This is a genomic window from Streptomyces sp. NPDC104761 (assembly GCF_055583445.1).
The window spans coordinates 248,984-266,552 of record NZ_JBVJNZ010000009.1 but is presented as its reverse complement, the minus strand read 5'-3'; the positions used below and the strand labels follow the sequence as shown (position 1 = coordinate 266,552).

Sequence of the window (17,569 nt, the reverse complement as noted above, 5' to 3'; positions counted from 1 at the left end):
TCGTGGTCATCGGCGACGGCTCCCACGCCTGGCCCGCGTGGTCAGCTGCTCGTACGCGGGGGCGTCCCCGGTGCGCACGCGCTCCCAGGCGCGGGCGAACAGCTCCGGCACCGGGATCAGGGGGAGGGTCCGGTGGCCGTCGGAGACGGGGTAGAGGGCTTCCTTCCAGGTCTCCGACGGCAGGGCCGGAGCCTTGAGGTCGCGCCAGCCGCCGGGCAGGAAGAGGGTGCGGCCGGCCCGCGGGCGCTTCGCCTCGACGACGAGGCCGGTCGCCGCCAGTTCGGCGCGCGCCTTCTTGATCCGGGCGGGTTTCCAGCCGGTCCAGCGCGCGCAGTTGCGGTCGGTGGGGTCGGGCAGGGCCAGCAACTGGAGGTAGAGAGCGGCCGCGTCCGCGCCGAGACCGTGCGCCGCGGCGACCTCCGCGACCAGCGCGGGCACGGAGGCCGTGGGGTCCTGGGCGTGACCGGCCGGGCCGTCGGCCGCGAGGGCGCGGGCGAGTTCGTCGCCGAGGAGCGTCCGGACGGCCCGCAGCCGGGATGCCCGCCCCTCGCCGAGCAGGCCCTCCAGGAGCCCGAGGACGGGGTCGTCGGCGCCGCTCAGCGCGCCCGGCCGGAGCAGCACATGCTCCGCGTCGTTGTACCAGGGGTGCAGCACCAGCGTGTCCCCGGCTCTCGTCAGCCCGTGCGCGTCGCCGCCGCCGGTCTCGGGCAGGCCGAAGACCTTGCGCAGCTGCACCGAGGTCGGGCCGCCCTTCTCCGTCCACTCCAGGTCCAGGTCGAGCAGCAGCTCGGGATCGGCCAGCCGCCGGCGCACCGCGTCGAGTCCGTCCGTCAGCCCGGCCCGCAGCGGATGCCCGTACGGCAGCACGTACGCCAGCGCGGCCAGGCTCTCCACGGCCCCCGCCAGCGTGTACGAGCCGGGCACCGCGGACGGGTCGGCCGGTGCGAGGTCACCGTCCTTGCCGGGCCGGAACACCGTGGTGCGGGCGAGCCAGGGGGTGCGCGCGGGGTTGAGCACCGCCTCGGCGTGACCGGCCGCCACACCGGCGAGATCGGTACTGAGGTCCTCCGGCAGACGTACCAGGGTGCCGAGGCGCTCGGCCCACAGCCGGCCCGCGGCCGCCGTGTCGGGGCCGGTCGTCCACAACTCGGCGGGGTCGTCCGGCAGCAGCGCACCGAGGAGCGCCACCTGCTCGTCCTGGCCCAGCGAGTTCAGCAGCTGGGCGCCGAGGCTCCGCTGCCGGGGCTTGAGTCCGACGGTCGCGAGTGCCTCGGCGACGGGGGCGTGCGGGTGGCCGGCAAGGAGCACGGTCGCCTGGAGCGGGCCGAGGGCGCCGTCCGTCGCGGTGACCAGTGCCTCGGGTGCCGCGGGCCGCCAGGGCGCGGCGCCCTTCTCCCGGACCAGCCTGGTCAGTTCGGCCAGCCGGTCCGCCGGAATCCCGGTGGGGTACCGGGTCTCCCGGACCAGCGTGAACTGCCCGACGGCACCGAACGCCCCGGACGGGTCGTGGTCCAGCGCCAGCCACTTGACCGTTCCCAGCGGGTCGTCGACGCTCTGGCAGCCGAGCACCACCACCGTGCGGCCGTCCCGGCGCAGCACCTGACCCGCCCGCTGCTGTTTGTCGTGCGGCTCACTGAACACGACCACGCGCAGCGTGGCCCCGAGCGCGGGGAGCGGGCCCTCGGTCAGCGCCTCGAACAACAGCAGCAGCGGTTCGCGCTGGACGTCGGTGAGGGCCGGTGAGCAGACGCGGTAGGCGAGCGGCCGCAGCGCGCCCAGGACGGGCGTCCATTCCGCACCGATGCGGGGGATGGTGTGCTCGTCGCTCTGCCAGCCGTCGCCGACGGGGGCGAGCCGCTCGGATTCCGGCAGCGGCTTGCCGTCGGCGGGTCTGCCGGACAGCACGTGGTTGACCGCGCGGATCTGGCGCAGCGCGGCCCAGCCGCCGTGCCAGGCGCTCTGCAGGGCCACGACGCCGGCCACGGCGTCGTGCAGCGTCCGATCCGTGCCGTGGTCAGGGGAGTAGTCGGCGAACATGCCCTCGGTCCGCTGCCGGGGCTGCCGCGGACGCTCCTGCGCGGGCCTGGCCAGGGACCCGGCCCTCTCGGCGATCCGCAGCGCCGCGTGAACGAGGGCGGCGACACCGGACAGCAGCCGCCGGTCGGTCAGTTCGGGCAGCGCCCGCGCCACCGCGGCCACGGCGACCGCGTCGGCGGCCGGTACCGCTGCCCTGGCCCTTTCGTCCTGGCCGGCCCGGGCCAGCGCCTCCTGCCGTTCGTCCAGGGCCGCCGCCGTCGCCTGCATCAGCTCACCGGCCGACGCGTCGGTCAGGGCGCGCAGCACGGCCGAGCCCCGCTCGTCGCGGGGGCGCAGCGCGTGCCAGAACGCGACCGGCGGCACCAGCCGGGTGCCGGCCGCGTACGTCCCGCCGGACTCGCCGAAGGAGACCCGCCCGAGTTCGGTGCCGTCGGCCGCGTACAGGGCGATACTCCGGTGCGTTTGCGCGGCGATCGGCTCGGCCCCGCCCGGCAGCCGCAGGGAGCCCAGCGGCACCCGACCGTTGCGGGCCGCCCGCAGGGTCGCCGTCCGCCCGTCCGGCGTACCCGCGGTGGTCCGCGCCTCGGCGCCCTCGCCCTCCGAGCGTACCCACCGCCCGAGGACCGTGCCGTCGGTGCCGAACGGGCTGTGCTCCAGGCCGGGCTGCAGCGGCAGCACCTCGCAGGAGCCGTGCAGCAGCGAGGCGTCCTCGCGGACGGCCGACGCCAGCAGCGCGGGCAGCGAGGCCCGCCCGTGCTCGCCGGTCGCCGGGTCGTACTCCAGCCACAGCGACTGCCGCCCCTGCCTGCCCTGGCGCCAGTACGTGGTGCCGTCGCCCAGCACCGGGCGGCCCGGCGGCACGACGGTGTCCCCGGCGTGCAGGGTGCGGCCGCCTGTGGCCCGGCCGCCACCGGGGAGCGGGATCGAGGCATTGGCCGCGTCCATGCCGGACCACCAGCCGGTGATCTGCTCACCGCCGACCGAGGCCACCTCGGACGGGTGGTTCGACCAGTAGCCCTGCTGCTTGGCACCGTCCCGCCACATCACCAGCAGCTCGCCGTCGGCGTACCGGAACCGGGGCCGCTGCCAGCGATCCAGGGCGACGGGCAGCCGCAGCTCGTGCGTGAGCAGGATCCCCTCGGGGCCGACGACGACGGCCTTGTGACCGCGCGCCACGATCAGTGCGGGCCACGCCTCGGTCACCGAAAGCTCGTGGTCCCGGTCCCCGCGCACCTCGGCGTCGAGCAGCTCCAGCGCCTCCTCCAGCGCGGGCCAGCCCAGTTCGTCCAGGATCCCGGCGCGCAGCGTACGGCCGAGGACCGGCACGATGTCGTACCCGGTGAGCCGGCGCACCGCCTGCGGGCTCTCCTGCAGCACCGCCCGGAAGGGCCGCAGCCGCTCCAGCCTCGCGTCGGCACCGGGCAGTCCGGCGACGGCGGCGAACTCCGCGGTGGTCTTCTGCAGCCACTCGCGCAGCACGTCGCCGAGCACCGGATGCGCGGCCACCGTGGGCAGGACCGCGGGCCCCTGCCCCCGGCCGAGGCCCTCGACGGCGTCGAACAGCAGCGCGCGGTAACGGGGTTCGGCGGCGACGGCCTTAAGGTCCCGCTGTCCGGGCCGCTTGTCGCGCAGCCAGAGGGCCAGCGGCAGATGCACCTGCGTGTCCGCGCCGGGCACGGCCGGCGCGATGCCCTCCGCCACGCACAGGTCCAGCAGGTCGAGATCCGCACCCGCCTGCCAGCGCCCGGTGAACAGGTCGACGGGGCGTCCGGCCGCCCGCAGCCGGGGCGCCATCCGCTCGGCCAGCGCCAGCGTCGCGGGGGAGCGGTGCGAGTACGCCGCCCCGTGCTTGCGGTGCTGGGCCCACCGGCCGAGCCACTCCGCCGCGTCGACCTCCCCGCCGCCGTCCTCGGTGAGCAGCAGGTCGGCCCCGCACTCCGCCAGCAGCGCCAGCCAGAACTCGTCGTCCTCCACCTCACGGCCGAGACCGGCCGGCATGATCTCCAGCAGCCGTACCCGGATCCCGGGCCGCCGCTCGGCGAGGACCGGCAGCACGTTCCGGTAGGCGTTCCAGAAGGAGGCGGGCGCCCGTACGGCGGCCGGGGACGCGAGCAGGTCGGCGACCAGCGCGCACTCCTCGGTGACCCGGTCGAGGCCGGCCGCCTTGATCAGCCCGCGCGCGTCCTGCGGCAGCGAGGCGTACGGCGGCATGCCGGCCGCGCACCGCTCCACCGTCAGCTGCCGGAACTGCGCCCAGGCGGTTGCCGGTTCGAGCCGGCGCGCGAGGTCCTTCACGTACTCCTTGAGCGCCTTGACGGTGAGCGCTCCGGCGAAGGCGAACTCCAGGAACACCGCCCGCTGCCGCTCCTCGTCCACGGCCAGCGCGTGCACCCGCTCGGCCTCGCGCGCCTTGCCGAAGAAGGCGGCCGCGTAGGTGGTGTTCTCGTGCTGGAGAAAGATCCGGGCGGCCTGCTCGTAGAAGGTCGGCAGGAAGTGCGGGACCGCGCGGCCCAGCCGCTCGCCGAGCGCCTCGAAGCCGTCCTTCGCGTTGCCCGGCTTGGACTTGGCCTGCCGGGCCAGCCGCTCGACGTCCTTGACCAGGGCGAGGGCGTGATGCCCGTTGGCCGGGTCGTGCACCAGCGCCCAGGCCGGGAAGCCCAGGGTCTCCCGGCGCACCTGGCCGACCTCGGGCGCCTCGGGCTCCCTGGCCAGGCCGAGGAACTCCAGGGCCAGGTCCTCGGCTGCACCGAGGGTGCCCGGCACCAGCCGGACCACCCTCCGCTCGTCCAGGGCGGGGTGCGTGTACGTGCGTGCGGTGAGGATGTCGGCGTCCTCCCGCGCGGTCGTGCCCGGGGGCAGGATCGCGCCGGCGTCGAGCAGCGCGGCCGTGGTGTCGTCGTACGTGGTCATGCCGCCCGCTCCTCGTCCTCGATGTCCCGCCCCGCGTACAGCGCCGCCGCCATCCGCATCCCCTCCGACCAGGCGACCGGGCCGACCTGACCCAGCCTCAGCGTGCGGCCCGCCGGATCGGTCCACGCCAGCGGGCCGGTCTCGGTCTCGAAGTAGCTGTCGTAGTCGCCGATCCAGACCCGGGCCTCGACCCCGCGGCCCTCCTCAAGGACCGAGCACACCGCGTATCCGCCGCGCACGCGGTACCCCAGCTGCGTGGCCCTGCCGTGCAGGAACCGCAGCTCCTTGAAGACCCCGCCCGCGTACTCCTCTATCTGGGTGCCCTCCGCGTCCAGCGCGGCCGGGCGGTGCCAGACCTCCCGGAAGAGCTGCTGGGCCCGCTGCTCGACGCCGAGTTCCACCGCGAACTCCCGCAGCTCCGCCAGGTCTTCGAGGAGCACCGGGTGCGGCAGGCGGACCAGCTCTGGGGTGATGCGCACGGTGTCGCCGTCGAGGTCGACCAGGCCGAGCCCGCGTTCGGCGTCGGCGTCCCGGAGGAATCCGGCGACCTCGCCGTCGGCGCCGGTGACCACCAGGTCGCGCAGCGCCGTCTGCCACGCGGGGTCCGGCCAGACCCGCGCGAGGACGGCGAGCGGCACGGGAAGCGAGCGGGTCATCCACCGCTCCACGTCGGCCAGGCACTGCCGTTCGTGGCGCTCCAGCCACTCGGCGAGCTGCCGCAGCCCCAGCACGGCCGGATCGTCCGCCAGCTTCGCGGGCACGGACTTCAGCCGCCGCCCCGCCGCGTTGCGGCAGACCACCTTCCCGTCGTCCAGGGCCACCTCGTAGTCCCCGGCCGTCACCCACCCCATGCGTGCCTCCCCGCACCGCAGTGATCAAGTGAGGGCGACTGTAGGGGAGACCACTGACAACGCCTGCCGCGGTCTGTGCCCGAAGGGGGAAATCCAGGCTCAGTTGGGGTGGCAGGGCTCGGCGCGGGGGCGGGACGAGGCGGCGGCGCGGGCCGGTTGAGGGGGTGGGGTGGGAGGGAGCCGGAGGGCTACGAAGTACGGCGCACGGCGCACGGCGGTGTGGCGTGACGCCGGTGTGGCGGGACGCCGGTCAAGGCGGGACGACGGTCGAGGCGGGACGGCGGTATCGCGAACCGCCGGACCGGCGAAAGGCACGGTCCGTACGGCAACGGCCCCGGGGTGCAGGCGGAGGGGCCTGGACCGGGGCCGTGGAGAGTGCGGCGGGAGTGGCCTCAGCCCTGTCCCGACTCCTTCTCCCGCTTCAGGTTCTTCAGCCGCACGGTCTCCTTGCGGACCTCGGCCTGCGTGGCGCGCTCCTTGGCCAGCCACTCGGGCAGCTCGCGCTTGAGTTCCTCGATCTGCTCGGTGGTGAGCGGTTCCGTCACCCCGCCGCGCGCCAGCCCCGCGATGGACACGCCCAGCTTGGCCGCGACCACCGGACGCGGGTGCGGCCCGTTGGCCTGCAGCTCGCGCAGCCACTCGGGCGGATTCGCCTGGAGCTCGGTGAGCTCGGCGCGCGAGACGACGCCCTCCTGGAAGGCGGCGGGCGTGGCGGGCAGGTACACGCCCAGCTTCTTCGCCGCGGTCGCGGGCTTCATCGTCTGGGCGGTCTGGTGCGAACTCATGAGGTCAAGGGTATCGGCCGGGCGTCCAACCCCCGACCACGGCCGGTGCCGGGCGGCCTTCCGTGGCCGGTGCCGGGCGCCCGTCCGTGGCCGGTTCCCGATGACCGTCCGCGGCCCGTTAACCTGGGCTGGTGACAGGCTCGGAGGAAACACCGTCGTTCCGGCTCGCGTACGTCCCCGGCGTGACGCCCGCCAAGTGGGTCCGGATCTGGAACGAGCGGCGGCCCGGCGTCCCCCTCACCCTCCTCCAGATCCCCGCCGCCGAGGCGTCCGACGTGCTGCGCGCGGGCGACGCGGACGCCGGTCTCGTACGGCTCCCGGTCGACCGTACGTTCTTCAGCGCGATCCCCCTCTACACCGAGACCACGGTGGTGGTCGTGCCCCGGGACCACGTGATCACGGCAGCCGAGGAGGTCACCGTCGCCGACCTCGCCGACGAGGTCCTCTTCCACCCCCTCGACGACGTCTTCGACTGGGACGCCCCGCCCGGCGAGCCCGCCTTCGAGCGCCCCGCGACCACCGAGGACGCGGTGGAACTGGTCGCCGCCGGTGTCGGTCTCCTGGTCGTCCCGCAGTCCCTGGCCCGCCTGTACCACCGCCGGGACCTCACCTACCGGCCGCTCACCGACGGCCCGGAGTCCGCCGTCGCCCTGTCCTGGCCCGAGGAGGCCACCACCGACCTGGTCGACGACTTCATCGGCATCGTCCGCGGCCGCACGGTCAACAGCACCCGCGGCCGCCAGGCCGCACCGGTCCCGAAGCCGGCGAAGGCGGCGCAGCCCGCCTCGGAGAAGGCCGGACGGGCGCAGAAGCCGGCCGCCGCGGGCAGGACGACGCCGGGAGCCCGCACCGCACGCGCGCGTGCCGCCGGCGCGAAGTCCGGCAAGCCCGCGAAGCGCGGCAAGCCCCGCCGTCGTTCGTAACCGCCGCTGGGCGCTGCCCCGGCGCCTCCCGGTCAGGGTGTCAGGCTCTCGGCCTCCGGCATCCCCTGCGCTTCCGGCGCCTCCGGTGTCTTCGCCCGTTCTCCCAGATCGGCCACCGCCAAGCCCAGCGCCACCAGGATGAAGCCCACGGAGGTGAGCAGGCCCAGCTGCAGAGCCTCGGGGGCCGGGCCATGGTGCGCGAGGTGCGCGAAGTACACCGAGCCCACCACCGCGATACCGGCCGCCGAGCCGACGCGCTGGCCGGTCTGCAGCACCCCGCCGGCCGCGCCTGCCCGCTTCACCGGAACCCGGGTCAGGGTGAGCGTGGTGTTGGGGGAGACCGTGATGCCGGAGCCGATGCCGCCGATGAGCATCGGCAGCGCCGCGGCCCACCCGAAGCTCTGCAGCGGCACCAGCCGCACCACCGCGATGCTGCCGAGCAGCCCGAGCGTCGCCCCGGTCAGGCCCATGACGACCACCTTGCGTCCGTGGCTCACCACCAGCCGGCCGCCCAGGGCGGCACCGACCGCCGAGCCGACCGCGAACGGCAGCACCGCGACCCCGGCCGCCAGGGCGCTGTACCCCGCCGCGTTCTGCAGGAAGAGGGCGAGGACGAAGAACACCGTGGTGAAGCCGGCGAAGTAGGACAGGCTGATCAGCGCGCCGAGGGTGAAGGACCGCATCGAGAACAGGTTCAGATCGAGCAGCGGTGCCCGTCCGAGCCGGCCCTGCCGCCGCTCCCACACCCAGAACAGGCCGAGCAGCACCGCGCCCACCGGCAGCAGCGCCCACTTGTCCCGTCCGGTCCACTGCTGCTCCTGCACCAGCGGCAGCATCAGCGCGAGCACGCCGCAGCCGAGGAGCAGCACCCCGAGCGGGTCGAACCGCTCCCGCCGGTCGGCCGACGCGGGACAGCGGGGCAGCAGCCGCAGGCCCGCGGCGAACGCGGCGACGCCGATGGGCAGGTTGACGAAGAACACCCAGCGCCAGCCGTCGCCGGTGCCCACGGCGTCGATGATCACACCACCGGCCAGCGGGCCGACCGCCGTCGAGACCCCGATGACGCTGCCGAGCAGCCCGAAGGCCTTGGCGCGTTCGGAGCCCTGGAACATCTGCTGGATCAGCCCCGAGGTCTGCGGCGCGACCATGCCCGCGGCCGCGCCCTGGATCAGCCGGAACACCACCAGCCGGTCGGGGCTCGCCGCGAGCCCGCAGGCCGCAGAGGCCACCGTGAACACGGCGAGCCCGATCAGGAAGGCCTGGCGCCGGCCGCGCATGTCACCGAGCCGGCCCGCCGGCACGAGCGCCAGCCCGAAGGTCAGCGCGTACCCGGAGACCACCCAGGACTGGGCGGCCTCCGTGGCGCCCAGTCCGCGCTCCATCGAGGGCAGCGCCACGTTGACGATCGAGGTGTCGAGCAGCGAGACGAAGCCGGCCGCGAGACAGACCCCGAGCGCCTTCCACCGTCGTTTGTCGGTGGCCGGCTGCTGCGGCTTTGAGCAGGTCGTGGTCATGCGGCCACGCTATGCAGGCATTCCGGGCATCGCACGACCGGCGGAGCGAACGGATGGCCGAACTGCTCCTTCCGTGTGACGGCCCTTCCCTGTGGCGGCCCGGCCGTGTGGCGGCCCGGCCGTGTGGCGGCCCGGCCGTGTGGCGGCCCGCCGTGTGACGGCCCGGGCGTCTGCCGCCGGGCGGCCGCTTCAGGACGACATGAGCCAGTCGTAGGCCGCGCGTGCCGTGAACTCCGCCTGGCCGCCGGGCAGCAGAAGGCCGGCCGTGCCGAACAGGTCGGCCCGAGCGGTCGCGCTGGGGACCGCGATGCAGCGCATCCCGGCGGCGTGCGCGGCTGCCACGCCCGGAGCGGCGTCCTCCAGCACCACGCAGTCGGCCGGTGCGGCACCGAGGCGGTGGGCCGCCTCCAGGAAGACGTCCGGCGCCGGTTTGCCGCGCGGCACCTCGTCCGCCGAGACCGTCGTGCGCAGATGGGCACCGAGGCCGGTGCCGGCCAGGATCACCTCGATCGCCTCGGGAGAGGAGCCGGAGGCCACCGCCGTCGGGACGCCCTCGGCCGCCAGCAGCTCCACGAACTTCCGCATCTCGGGGTACACGCGCGTGCCGGTCCGGGCCAGCTCCAGGTACCGCCGGTTCGTCTCCGCGAGCAACTCGGCCACCGTGGGCCGCAGCCCGTGGCGGTCGCGCAGCAGGGCGACCGTCTCCAGTGTGCTGATGCCGACGAGACGCTCGTGCGTCGCCCAGGTGTAGTCCGTGACGCCGTGCCGGGCCAGCATCTGCCGCGTCGCCTCGTAGTAGTGGGGCTCGCTGTCCACGAGTGTGCCGTCGAGATCGAAGATGACCGCGAGGCCGCCGAGATCGCTCATGCGACCAGGATGCCGTTACCCGCGTGCGGCCCGGCCGACGGACTCCACCAGCGGCAGCAGCCGGTGCGGGACCCGTTCGCGCAGCGCCACCTCGGTGCGGGTGCGCACCACGCCCGGCAGGCTGATCAGCTTCTGGATCACGTCCTCCAGGTGCGCGTTGTCCCGCGCCACCACCCGGGTCAGCAGATCCCCGCCGCCCGTGATCGAGAACGCCTCCACGATCTCCGGCACCGCGGAGAGCGCGTCCCCGACGTCGTCCAGATGCCCTTGGGTGACCTCGATGTGCACGAAGGCCAGCACCGGGTGGCCGAGCGCGGCGGGGGACAGGACGGGGCCGGTGCCCGTGATCACACCGTCCCGCTCCAGCCGGTCAAGGCGGGCCTGGAGCGTGCCCCGGGCGACCCCGAGGATCCGGGCGTACTCGCGCACGCTGGTCCGCGGCTGCTCCAGCAGCAGCCGCAGGATGCGGGTGTCGAGCTCGTCCACGGTCATCGCCTACGACTGTACCAATGGCTCACCGGCGATCCCGGCCGACCTGGTCCATTGGCAGGCCGGCCGTCAAGAGCCGTTTCTCGGTTCCGGACCATTGGCACAGCAGATTGGACGTCACTTGAGCCAGATGCCCCTCCGGTGCTCTCATGGGGGTGTCGATGGCGCTGCGGATCACCGCGGCGCCTTTTCTGTGCCGTCCGCGGGAGGGGAAGCAGTGCTGAAGAGGGTGTTCGTTGCTCCGGACCCGGGGCGGGTGCGGCTGCGCTTCGCCGCACGCGCCGTGCTGGGCATCGGCCTCGCCGTCGTGGTCTGCGCACAGGCCGGGCACTCCGTCACGGGCGCCGTCACCGGCGGCCTCGCCGCACTGCTCGCGCTGTTCACCGTCGCGGACGCCACCGTGCGCGGACAGGCCGTCACCACCGCGCTGCTGCCCGTCGTGGGCCTGCCGGTGCTCGCCGCCGCGGCCGAACTGCACGACGTCCCGGTCGCCCGCGACCTCGCCTTCCTCGCCGTCGTCGGCGCGGGCGTCTACGCGCGCCGCTGGGGCCCGCGCGGCCACAGCCTGGGCGTGTTCGCCTTCATGACCTTCTTCGTCGCCCAGTTCCTGCACGCCACCCCCGGACAGCTGCCCGAGCTGTACGCCGCCGTCCTGCTCTCCGTGGGCAGTGCCGCCGCCGTGCGCTTCGGCCTCTGGTGCTACGAGCGCCGCCTGCCCCCGCCGCCGGTGCCCGCCCCGTCCACCGGCACCGGCCTGGCCCGGGTGACCACCCGGCAGGCGGTCCAGGCGACCGCCGGCGCGGGTTTCGCGCTGGTCGCCGGGCAGCTGGTGTCAGGCCAGCGCTGGTACTGGGCGGTCGGCGCCACCTGGTGGATCTTCGTCAACACCGCCTCGCGCGGCGAGACGCTGGTGCGCGGTTTCCGCCGCGTCCTCGGCACCGTCATCGGCATCGCGCTCGGCCTGCTGGCCGCCGCCCCCGTGCACGGCGCCCCGGTCCCCACCGCCGTCCTGGTCGCGGTCGCCGTCTTCGGCATCTTCTACACGGCCGCCGTCTCCTACACCTGGATGATGCTCTGGGTGACCTTCCTCGCCGAGCTGCTCTACGGCCTGCTCGGTGTCCTCACCCCCGACCTGCTGGCGCTGCGGCTGGCCGAGACCGCGGTGGGCGCCCTCGGCGCCGTCCTCGCCGTGCTGTTCGTCCTGCCGGTCACCACCCACCTCACCACCGACGCCTGGATCCAGCGCGCCCTGCGCTGCGTGCACGCCTGCACGGCCGAGGCCGCCGCCCGGCTCGCCGGCTCCGCCGGTGCCGACCCGGCACCCCGGGTGGCCGAACTGGAACAGCTCCTCGGCCGGGTACGGCTCTCGGTCGCCCCGCTCGTTCACCCGCTCAACCCGATGCACGGCCGCAAGCGCCGCGCCCGCCGCGTCCTCGCCCTGCTGGACGACTGTGCCCGCGAGATCCGCGGCCTGGTCGCGGTCGCCGCCGACCCGGAGGCCTCGCACGACGCCCGGCTGGCCGCCGCCTGCTGGCGGGTCGAGACCGCCGTCGAGGCGCTCACCAGGGGCTCGGAGCACATCACCGCCCCCGCCGAGCCGCCCGCCGAACCCGCCCTCGCTCATCTGCACGGCCTGGAGCGCGCCCTGTCCGAGCTCGCCGAGCCGCTGCGCGCCCCCTCGGGCTCACCCCTGGTCGGCGCCTGAGACGCGCCGCCCCGCACATCCTGGTCTAGACCGCCAGCTGCTACCGTCGGCCCCGGGCGGGCTCGAACCGGCCCGTTCCGACACGTACCGGCTCGTGGTGGCCCGCGGCGATAGGGGACAGCGGTGGCAGACGGCGGCAGGCGGCGCAGGGCCTTCATCGGATCGTTCACGGCCGCGGGCGGCCCGGGGGTCGTGACGGCGGCGGTCCGTCCGGACAGCGGCGCCCTGGCGCTCCTGGAGAGCGTCGACGGCGTCCCCGACCCGTCGTATCTCGCGCTCGCGCCCGGCGGGCGCACCCTGTACGCGGTCAGCGAGACCGCCGACGGCGCGGTGGCCGCATACCACGTCCACGACGACAAGCCGCGCCTCGCCGGGCCGCCGGTCCCGGTCGACGCCAGCGGCCCCACGCACCTCAGCGTCTTCGACGGCCATGTCCTGACCGCCAACTACGGCTCGGGCAGCGTCACCGCCGTCCCCGTCCGCCCCGACGGCACCCTCGCCCCCACCCCGTCCGGACTGCTCCAGCACGCCGGCTCGGGCCCGCACGAACGGCGCCAGCGCGGGCCGCACGCCCACCAGGTGCAGCCCGACCCCAGTGGCCGCTGGGCGGTCAGCGTCGACCTGGGCACCGACTCGGTCCGCGTCTGCACCCTGGACCAGGGCGCCCCCACCCTGCACCGCGAGTTCGCCCTGCGCCCCGGCTCCGGCCCCCGCCACCTGGTTTTCCACCCCGGCGGCCGGTACGCCTACGTCGTCAACGAACTCACCCCGACCGTGACCGTCTGCCGCTGGGACGCCGCCGCCGGCACCCTCAGGCCGCTGACCGAGACCCCGGTCCTGCCCGGCGCCCCGGCCGGCGACGCCTACCCCTCCGGCATCGCCGTCTCGCCCGACGGCCGCTTCGTCTGGACGGCGACCAGGGGCGAGGACGTCCTGACCACGTTCACGGTCGACGGCGACCAGCTCCACCGCACGGCGACGGTCCCCTGCGGAGGCCACTGGCCCCGCGCGATCACCGAGTCGGGTGGCTTCCTCTACGCAGCCAACGAACGCTCGGGCAACATCACCTGGTTCACCATCGACCACCGCACGGGCCAGCCCCGCTACGACGGCTCGGTGGAGATCCCGGCCCCTTCCTGCATCGTCTTCGACTGACGTCACCTGCGGCGCCCCGTAAGGGGCGCTGGGGGTACCCCCAGCCGAAGGCTGGGGGAGGAACTGCGTGCCAAGTCCCCCACCGGGCCCGCAGCCGAACACCGACCGCACAACCCCAAGAAAAAGGGACCCGCTCCCCTCAGGGAACGGGCCCTCGACTCACGTCGGCCGACGTGCGCAGCGCATCACCGCACCGGCGCACCCTGCGGCTGCTGCGGGGCGATCCCCAGCGCGGTCGTGTACTTGGCCAGCGCCAGCTTCCCGATCGCCGGGTACGCCCCCAGCGGCTCGGCGGTGGCGCAACCGGCCTCCTCGGCGGCCGCGGCCAGCAGCGCCGCGTCGATCTCGGGCCCTATCAGGTACGGCGCCAGCGCGAGCTGCTGCGACCCCGAACCCCGCAGCTGCTCCGCGACGGAGGCGATCGAACCCTCCTGGTCCAGCGCGGCGGCCATGACCGGCACGGCCAGGCGCGCGGCGAGCAGCATGCCGGTGATCCCGGCGGCCTGCACGGCCTCGTCGCCGCCCACGGACGCCAGGATGATGCCGTCGGCCGCCGTCGCCACGGTGAACAGCCGGGCACGGTCGGCACGGGCCAGACCCGCCTCCGAGAGCCGCACGTGCAGCGCTTCGGCGAGCAGCGGGTGCGGGCCGAGGACGTCGGTCAGGTCGGCAGCGATCCGGCTCTCCATGACCGCGTGGCGGACCTGGCGCAGCAGCGCGCTGTCCGGACCGGCCAGCAGCGGCACGACGACGGCGACCGGGCCGTCCGGGGCCTTGATCCCCTCGACGCCGGCGGCGACGGCCTGCTCGTAGCGGGCGGTGCGCTCCTCGGCGGCACGGGCGAGCACGGACTGGAGGGTGGGGAACTCCGCGTCGTCCCCGTCCAGGTACCCGATGCGGGCGTCCAGGCCGGGCAGCTCGGAGCGGGCGATGCTGACGACCTCCTCGGCGAGGCCGCGCGTGGCCGCGCTGGGCGTACCCGGCACCGCGAGGACGAGCGCGGGCGCGTCCTCGGGAGCCACCAGCGGCTCGGGGCGGCGGTGCCGTCCGGGCTGGCGGGGGCGCGGCATTCGTACAGGCAGGCCGGCGGGCCCAGTGGGGGAGCTCATGGCGCCGCATGTTACTGGCTATCTGGGCTCCCTTGTTCGGGGAGGGTGCAGGTGAGCGGTATCCGTCCGCTTTTGTCTGATGAGTTACGCATGATTCGGAGGTGATCCCGCCATCTGTCGGACACTTCGTGTCCCGGTGGGATCAAAACCCTTTTGTGTGTACAAGTTTTGTGTGTACAACGGACAGCAGTTTCTCATCACCCGGCAGAGTGAGCCGCCCGCTGACCAGGTCACCCGCGACGCGTACCGCTCCGTGCAGCGGGTCGCCCTCCGCCGTCACCTGCCGTGCCTGGGGGAGAAGGCGTGCCAATTGCTCGGCCAGCGGTACGAGAAGCGGGTCGCCCAGCCTGAACAGGCCGCCGGTGCGGGCGACCAGGGGTTCTCCCTCCGCGGGGCAGACGGCCGCGGCCGACTCGGCCATGTGCCGGGCGGCGGCACGCAGGATCGCGGCCGCGACCGGGTCGCCCGCACCGGCGCAGTCCGCGACGCACGGGGCGAAGGAGGCCAGTACGGCGGGCCGGTCGGTGCGCGGGTAGAGCTGTCCCGGCAGCCCGGGCAGTGGTCCGAACCGGTCCTCGGCGGCGGCCCGCAAGGGGGTCGAGCCGCCGTCCCGCCCGTCGAAGGCGCGCAGTGCCGCCTCCAGCCCGGCCCGGCCGATCCAGGCGCCGCCGCCGCAGTCGCCGAGCAGGTGCCCCCAGCCGTCCGCCCGTCGCCACCGGGTGAGATCGGTACCGGTCGCGATCAGACCGGTTCCGGCGGCGACCACCGCGCCGGGGCGCGCGCCGAGGGCGCCGACGTACGCGGTCACGGCGTCGGCGGCCAGCGCGACCGTCCGCACCCCGAGCTCGCGGGCCAGCGCGCCCGGCAACTCGGCCCGCAGCGCGTCACCGAGGCTCGCCAGCCCGGCGGCGCCGACGACCGCTGTCGTCACCTGCTCCAGCCCGTACGCGCCGGCCAGCGCCCGTGCCATGGGCAGGAGCTGTTCCAGCAGGTGCCCGGGGTCGAGGCCCCGCGCCCCGGTCCGCACCGGCTCCCGGGACTCCAGCGGCGCCGACGGCTCGCGCCCCGGCACGCCCACGACGGCCCGTAACCCGGAGCCGCCGGAGTCGACGGCGAGGAAGCCCGCCTCCCGGGGCCCGCCGCCCCCGTCACTCACGGCAGACGCCAGTCCACCGGCTGTCCCCCCTGCTGGATCAGCAGGTCGTTGGCGCGGCTGAACGGACGGGAGCCGAAGAAGCCGCGGTCCGCCGACATGGGCGAGGGATGCGCGGACTCCACCGCCGGCAACTGCCCGAGCAGCGGGCGGAGATTGCGGGCGTCGCGGCCCCACAGGATGGACACCAGCGGCTTGCCGCGGCCGGCCAGCGCCCGGATCGCCTGCTCCGTGACCTCCTCCCAGCCCTTGCCCCGGTGCGCGGCCGGGGTGCGCGGGGCAGTGGTGAGCGCCCTGTTGAGCAGCAGCACGCCCTGCTGGGTCCACGGGGTGAGGTCGCCGTTGGACGGCTGGGGCAGCCCCAGGTCGGTGGTGAGCTCCCGGTAGATGTTGATCAGGCTGCCCGGCAGCGGGCGTACCTCGGGCGCCACCGAGAACGACAGCCCCACCGCGTGCCCCGGGGTCGGGTACGGGTCCTGGCCGACGATCAGGACGCGGACGTCGTCGAAGGGCTGCTGGAAGGCCCGCAGGACGTTCGGGCCGGCCGGGAGGTAGGTGCGTCCCGCGGCGATCTCCGCGCGCAGGAAGTCGCCCATCGCGGCGATCCTGCCGGCCACCGGTTCCAGGGCCTTCGCCCAGCCCGGTTCGACGATCTCATGCAAGGGTCGTGGTGCCACGGCGTCACCCTACTGCCGTACACGGGTCGGCGATCAAGCCGAGGCCGTCGTGGTCGCGGGACGACCGGGGGCGACCGGACCGGCGCCCCGGATGACAGAAACCGCCCTCCTTCCGGGGACCCGGCCTCAGGCGACGACCGCCGCCCGCACGCACAGCACGTCCGGCAGGTGGGAGGCCAACTGGCGCCAGCTGTCGCCGTCGTCGGCCGAGGCGAACACCTCGCCGTTGCGGTTGCCGAAGTACACGCCGGCCGGATCCGCGTCGTCCGTGCAGAGCGCGTCGCGCAGCACCGTGCCGTAGTGGTCCTCCGGCGGCAGTCCCGCCGACAGCGGCTCCCAGGTCCGGCCCGCGTCGGCCGTGCGGAAGACCCGGCAGCGGTGCCGGGCGGGCACCCGGTCGGCGTCCGCGTTGATCGGGAAGACGTACGCCGTGCCCCCGCGGTGCGGATGGGCGGCCGCCGCGAAACCGAACGTGGACGGCAGCCCCGCGCCGATGTCGGTCCAGTGCGCCCCCGCGTCGTCGCTCCGGTACACGCCCCAGTGGTTCTGCAGGTACAGCCGGTCCGGATCCCCGGCGTCCTGCGCGATCTTGTGCACGCACTGGCCGAACTCCGGGTCGGGGTCCGGCAGGAAGACCGCGGAGACACCGGAGTTGGACGGCGTCCAGCTCGCGCCGCCGTCGCCGGTGCGGAACACGCCGGCCGTCGAGACGGCGACCGTCACCGCCTTCGGGTCGCGCCGGTCGGTGACCACGGTGTGCAGGCCCTCACCGCCGCCGCCCGGTACCCACTTGTCGCGGGTCGGGTGCTCCCACAGCGGCCGGACCAGCTCGAAGCTCTCTCCCCGGTCCTCGGACCGGTACAGCGCGGCCGGTTCGGTGCCCGCGTAGACCACGTCCGGCTCGGCGGCGGCCGGGTGGAGCTGCCAGACCCGCTCCAGGGAGGCACCGGTGTCCTTGGGGAACTTCACGGCGGGCCGGGCCGGTTCGGTCCAGGTGCGGCCCAGGTCGTCGGAGTGGAAGACGGAGGGTCCCCAGTGCGCGCTGTCGCCGCCCGCCAGGAGCCGGGGCCGCGCGCCCCGGGTGTCGATGGCGACCGAGTAGATCGCCTGCGCGTTGAAGCAGGGACGCTCGTCGAACTCCCAGGCGCCACCTCGCCGCCTGCCGAGGAAGAGCCCCTTGCGGGTCCCCACGGCGAGCAGTACCTCGGTCATGCCGATCACCTCCATGACGTCCTTGTCACAGTCCTTGTCAGAGTCCTTGTCACCGTCCTGGCCGCAGTCCGGTGCGCACTCGCGCGCACAGTTCCTGCCACAGCCGGCACTCGGACATCGGCCAGTCTGCACCCCACCACTGACAGTCACCCGAGAGCCGGCGTCGGCGCAGGTCGGAGCCG

The 17,569-nt window shown here is 74.8% G+C and carries 13 protein-coding genes; 3 read left to right on the top strand and 10 right to left on the bottom strand.

Annotated elements, in window-relative coordinates; genetic code table 11:
* Positions 1 to 6: 6 nt before the first annotated feature.
* The 3 genes from ACZ63F_RS25245 to ACZ63F_RS25235 form a co-directional block, all read right to left on the bottom strand.
* Positions 7 to 4,947 carry a hypothetical protein gene (locus ACZ63F_RS25245; protein ID WP_469713872.1) on the bottom strand — a complete coding sequence of 1,647 codons (4,941 nt, stop codon included), beginning with the start codon at positions 4,945 to 4,947 and terminating at the stop codon, positions 7 to 9.
* On the bottom strand, positions 4,944 to 5,798 hold the full coding sequence (locus tag ACZ63F_RS25240; protein WP_469713871.1) for a DUF4132 domain-containing protein: 855 nt from the start codon (positions 5,796 to 5,798) through the stop codon (positions 4,944 to 4,946). Before ACZ63F_RS25240 ends, ACZ63F_RS25245 begins: the two co-directional genes overlap by 4 nt.
* Before the next feature lie 392 nt (positions 5,799 to 6,190).
* Positions 6,191 to 6,583, bottom strand: a complete 393-nt coding sequence (locus ACZ63F_RS25235; RefSeq protein ID WP_351956110.1) for a DUF5997 family protein — start codon at positions 6,581 to 6,583, stop codon at positions 6,191 to 6,193.
* Positions 6,584 to 6,714: 131 nt separating this feature from the next.
* On the opposite strand from ACZ63F_RS25235, the gene ACZ63F_RS25230 reads away from it, so the two are divergent.
* Positions 6,715 to 7,506 (top strand): LysR family substrate-binding domain-containing protein, encoded by a 792-nt coding sequence (locus ACZ63F_RS25230; RefSeq protein WP_469713870.1) that lies wholly within the window; start codon positions 6,715 to 6,717, stop codon positions 7,504 to 7,506.
* 32 nt (positions 7,507 to 7,538) lie between these two features.
* Here the strand turns inward: ACZ63F_RS25230 and ACZ63F_RS25225 are convergent, their stop codons facing one another.
* The 3 genes from ACZ63F_RS25225 to ACZ63F_RS25215 all read right to left on the bottom strand — a co-directional run bounded on the left by ACZ63F_RS25225 (position 7,539) and on the right by ACZ63F_RS25215 (position 10,379).
* A complete protein-coding gene (locus ACZ63F_RS25225) occupies positions 7,539 to 9,020 on the bottom strand; it encodes an MFS transporter (RefSeq protein WP_469713869.1) in 1,482 nt (493 codons plus the stop codon).
* Positions 9,021 to 9,209: 189 nt separating this feature from the next.
* Positions 9,210 to 9,887 (bottom strand): HAD family hydrolase, encoded by a 678-nt coding sequence (locus ACZ63F_RS25220; protein ID WP_469713868.1) that lies wholly within the window; start codon positions 9,885 to 9,887, stop codon positions 9,210 to 9,212.
* 15 nt (positions 9,888 to 9,902) lie between these two features.
* Complete coding sequence (locus tag ACZ63F_RS25215) at positions 9,903 to 10,379, bottom strand: Lrp/AsnC family transcriptional regulator (RefSeq protein ID WP_352358793.1); 477 nt, start codon at positions 10,377 to 10,379, stop codon at positions 9,903 to 9,905.
* A 214-nt stretch (positions 10,380 to 10,593) separates the two neighbouring features.
* Between ACZ63F_RS25215 and ACZ63F_RS25210 the strand changes: the two genes are divergently transcribed.
* Both ACZ63F_RS25210 and ACZ63F_RS25205 read left to right on the top strand, forming a co-directional pair.
* Positions 10,594 to 12,081: an FUSC family protein gene (locus ACZ63F_RS25210; RefSeq protein ID WP_469713867.1), complete on the top strand. Its 1,488-nt coding sequence runs from the start codon at positions 10,594 to 10,596 to the stop codon at positions 12,079 to 12,081.
* 123 nt (positions 12,082 to 12,204) lie between these two features.
* Positions 12,205 to 13,236, top strand: a complete 1,032-nt coding sequence (locus ACZ63F_RS25205; RefSeq protein WP_469713866.1) for a lactonase family protein — start codon at positions 12,205 to 12,207, stop codon at positions 13,234 to 13,236.
* A gap of 185 nt (positions 13,237 to 13,421) precedes the next feature.
* Here the strand turns inward: ACZ63F_RS25205 and ACZ63F_RS25200 are convergent, their stop codons facing one another.
* The 4 genes from ACZ63F_RS25200 to ACZ63F_RS25185 all read right to left on the bottom strand — a co-directional run bounded on the left by ACZ63F_RS25200 (position 13,422) and on the right by ACZ63F_RS25185 (position 17,387).
* Positions 13,422 to 14,345 carry a sirohydrochlorin chelatase gene (locus ACZ63F_RS25200; protein WP_351956117.1) on the bottom strand — a complete coding sequence of 308 codons (924 nt, stop codon included), beginning with the start codon at positions 14,343 to 14,345 and terminating at the stop codon, positions 13,422 to 13,424.
* A 142-nt stretch (positions 14,346 to 14,487) separates the two neighbouring features.
* Positions 14,488 to 15,501: an N-acetylglucosamine kinase gene (locus tag ACZ63F_RS25195; RefSeq protein ID WP_469713865.1), complete on the bottom strand. Its 1,014-nt coding sequence runs from the start codon at positions 15,499 to 15,501 to the stop codon at positions 14,488 to 14,490.
* The gene (locus tag ACZ63F_RS25190) at positions 15,498 to 16,175 is read right to left on the bottom strand and encodes a uracil-DNA glycosylase (RefSeq protein ID WP_469713864.1); all 678 of its coding nucleotides are present in this window, start codon (positions 16,173 to 16,175) and stop codon (positions 15,498 to 15,500) included. Before ACZ63F_RS25190 ends, ACZ63F_RS25195 begins: the two co-directional genes overlap by 4 nt.
* A gap of 126 nt (positions 16,176 to 16,301) precedes the next feature.
* Positions 16,302 to 17,387: a WD40/YVTN/BNR-like repeat-containing protein gene (locus tag ACZ63F_RS25185; protein WP_469713863.1), complete on the bottom strand. Its 1,086-nt coding sequence runs from the start codon at positions 17,385 to 17,387 to the stop codon at positions 16,302 to 16,304.
* Positions 17,388 to 17,569 lie beyond the last annotated feature (182 nt).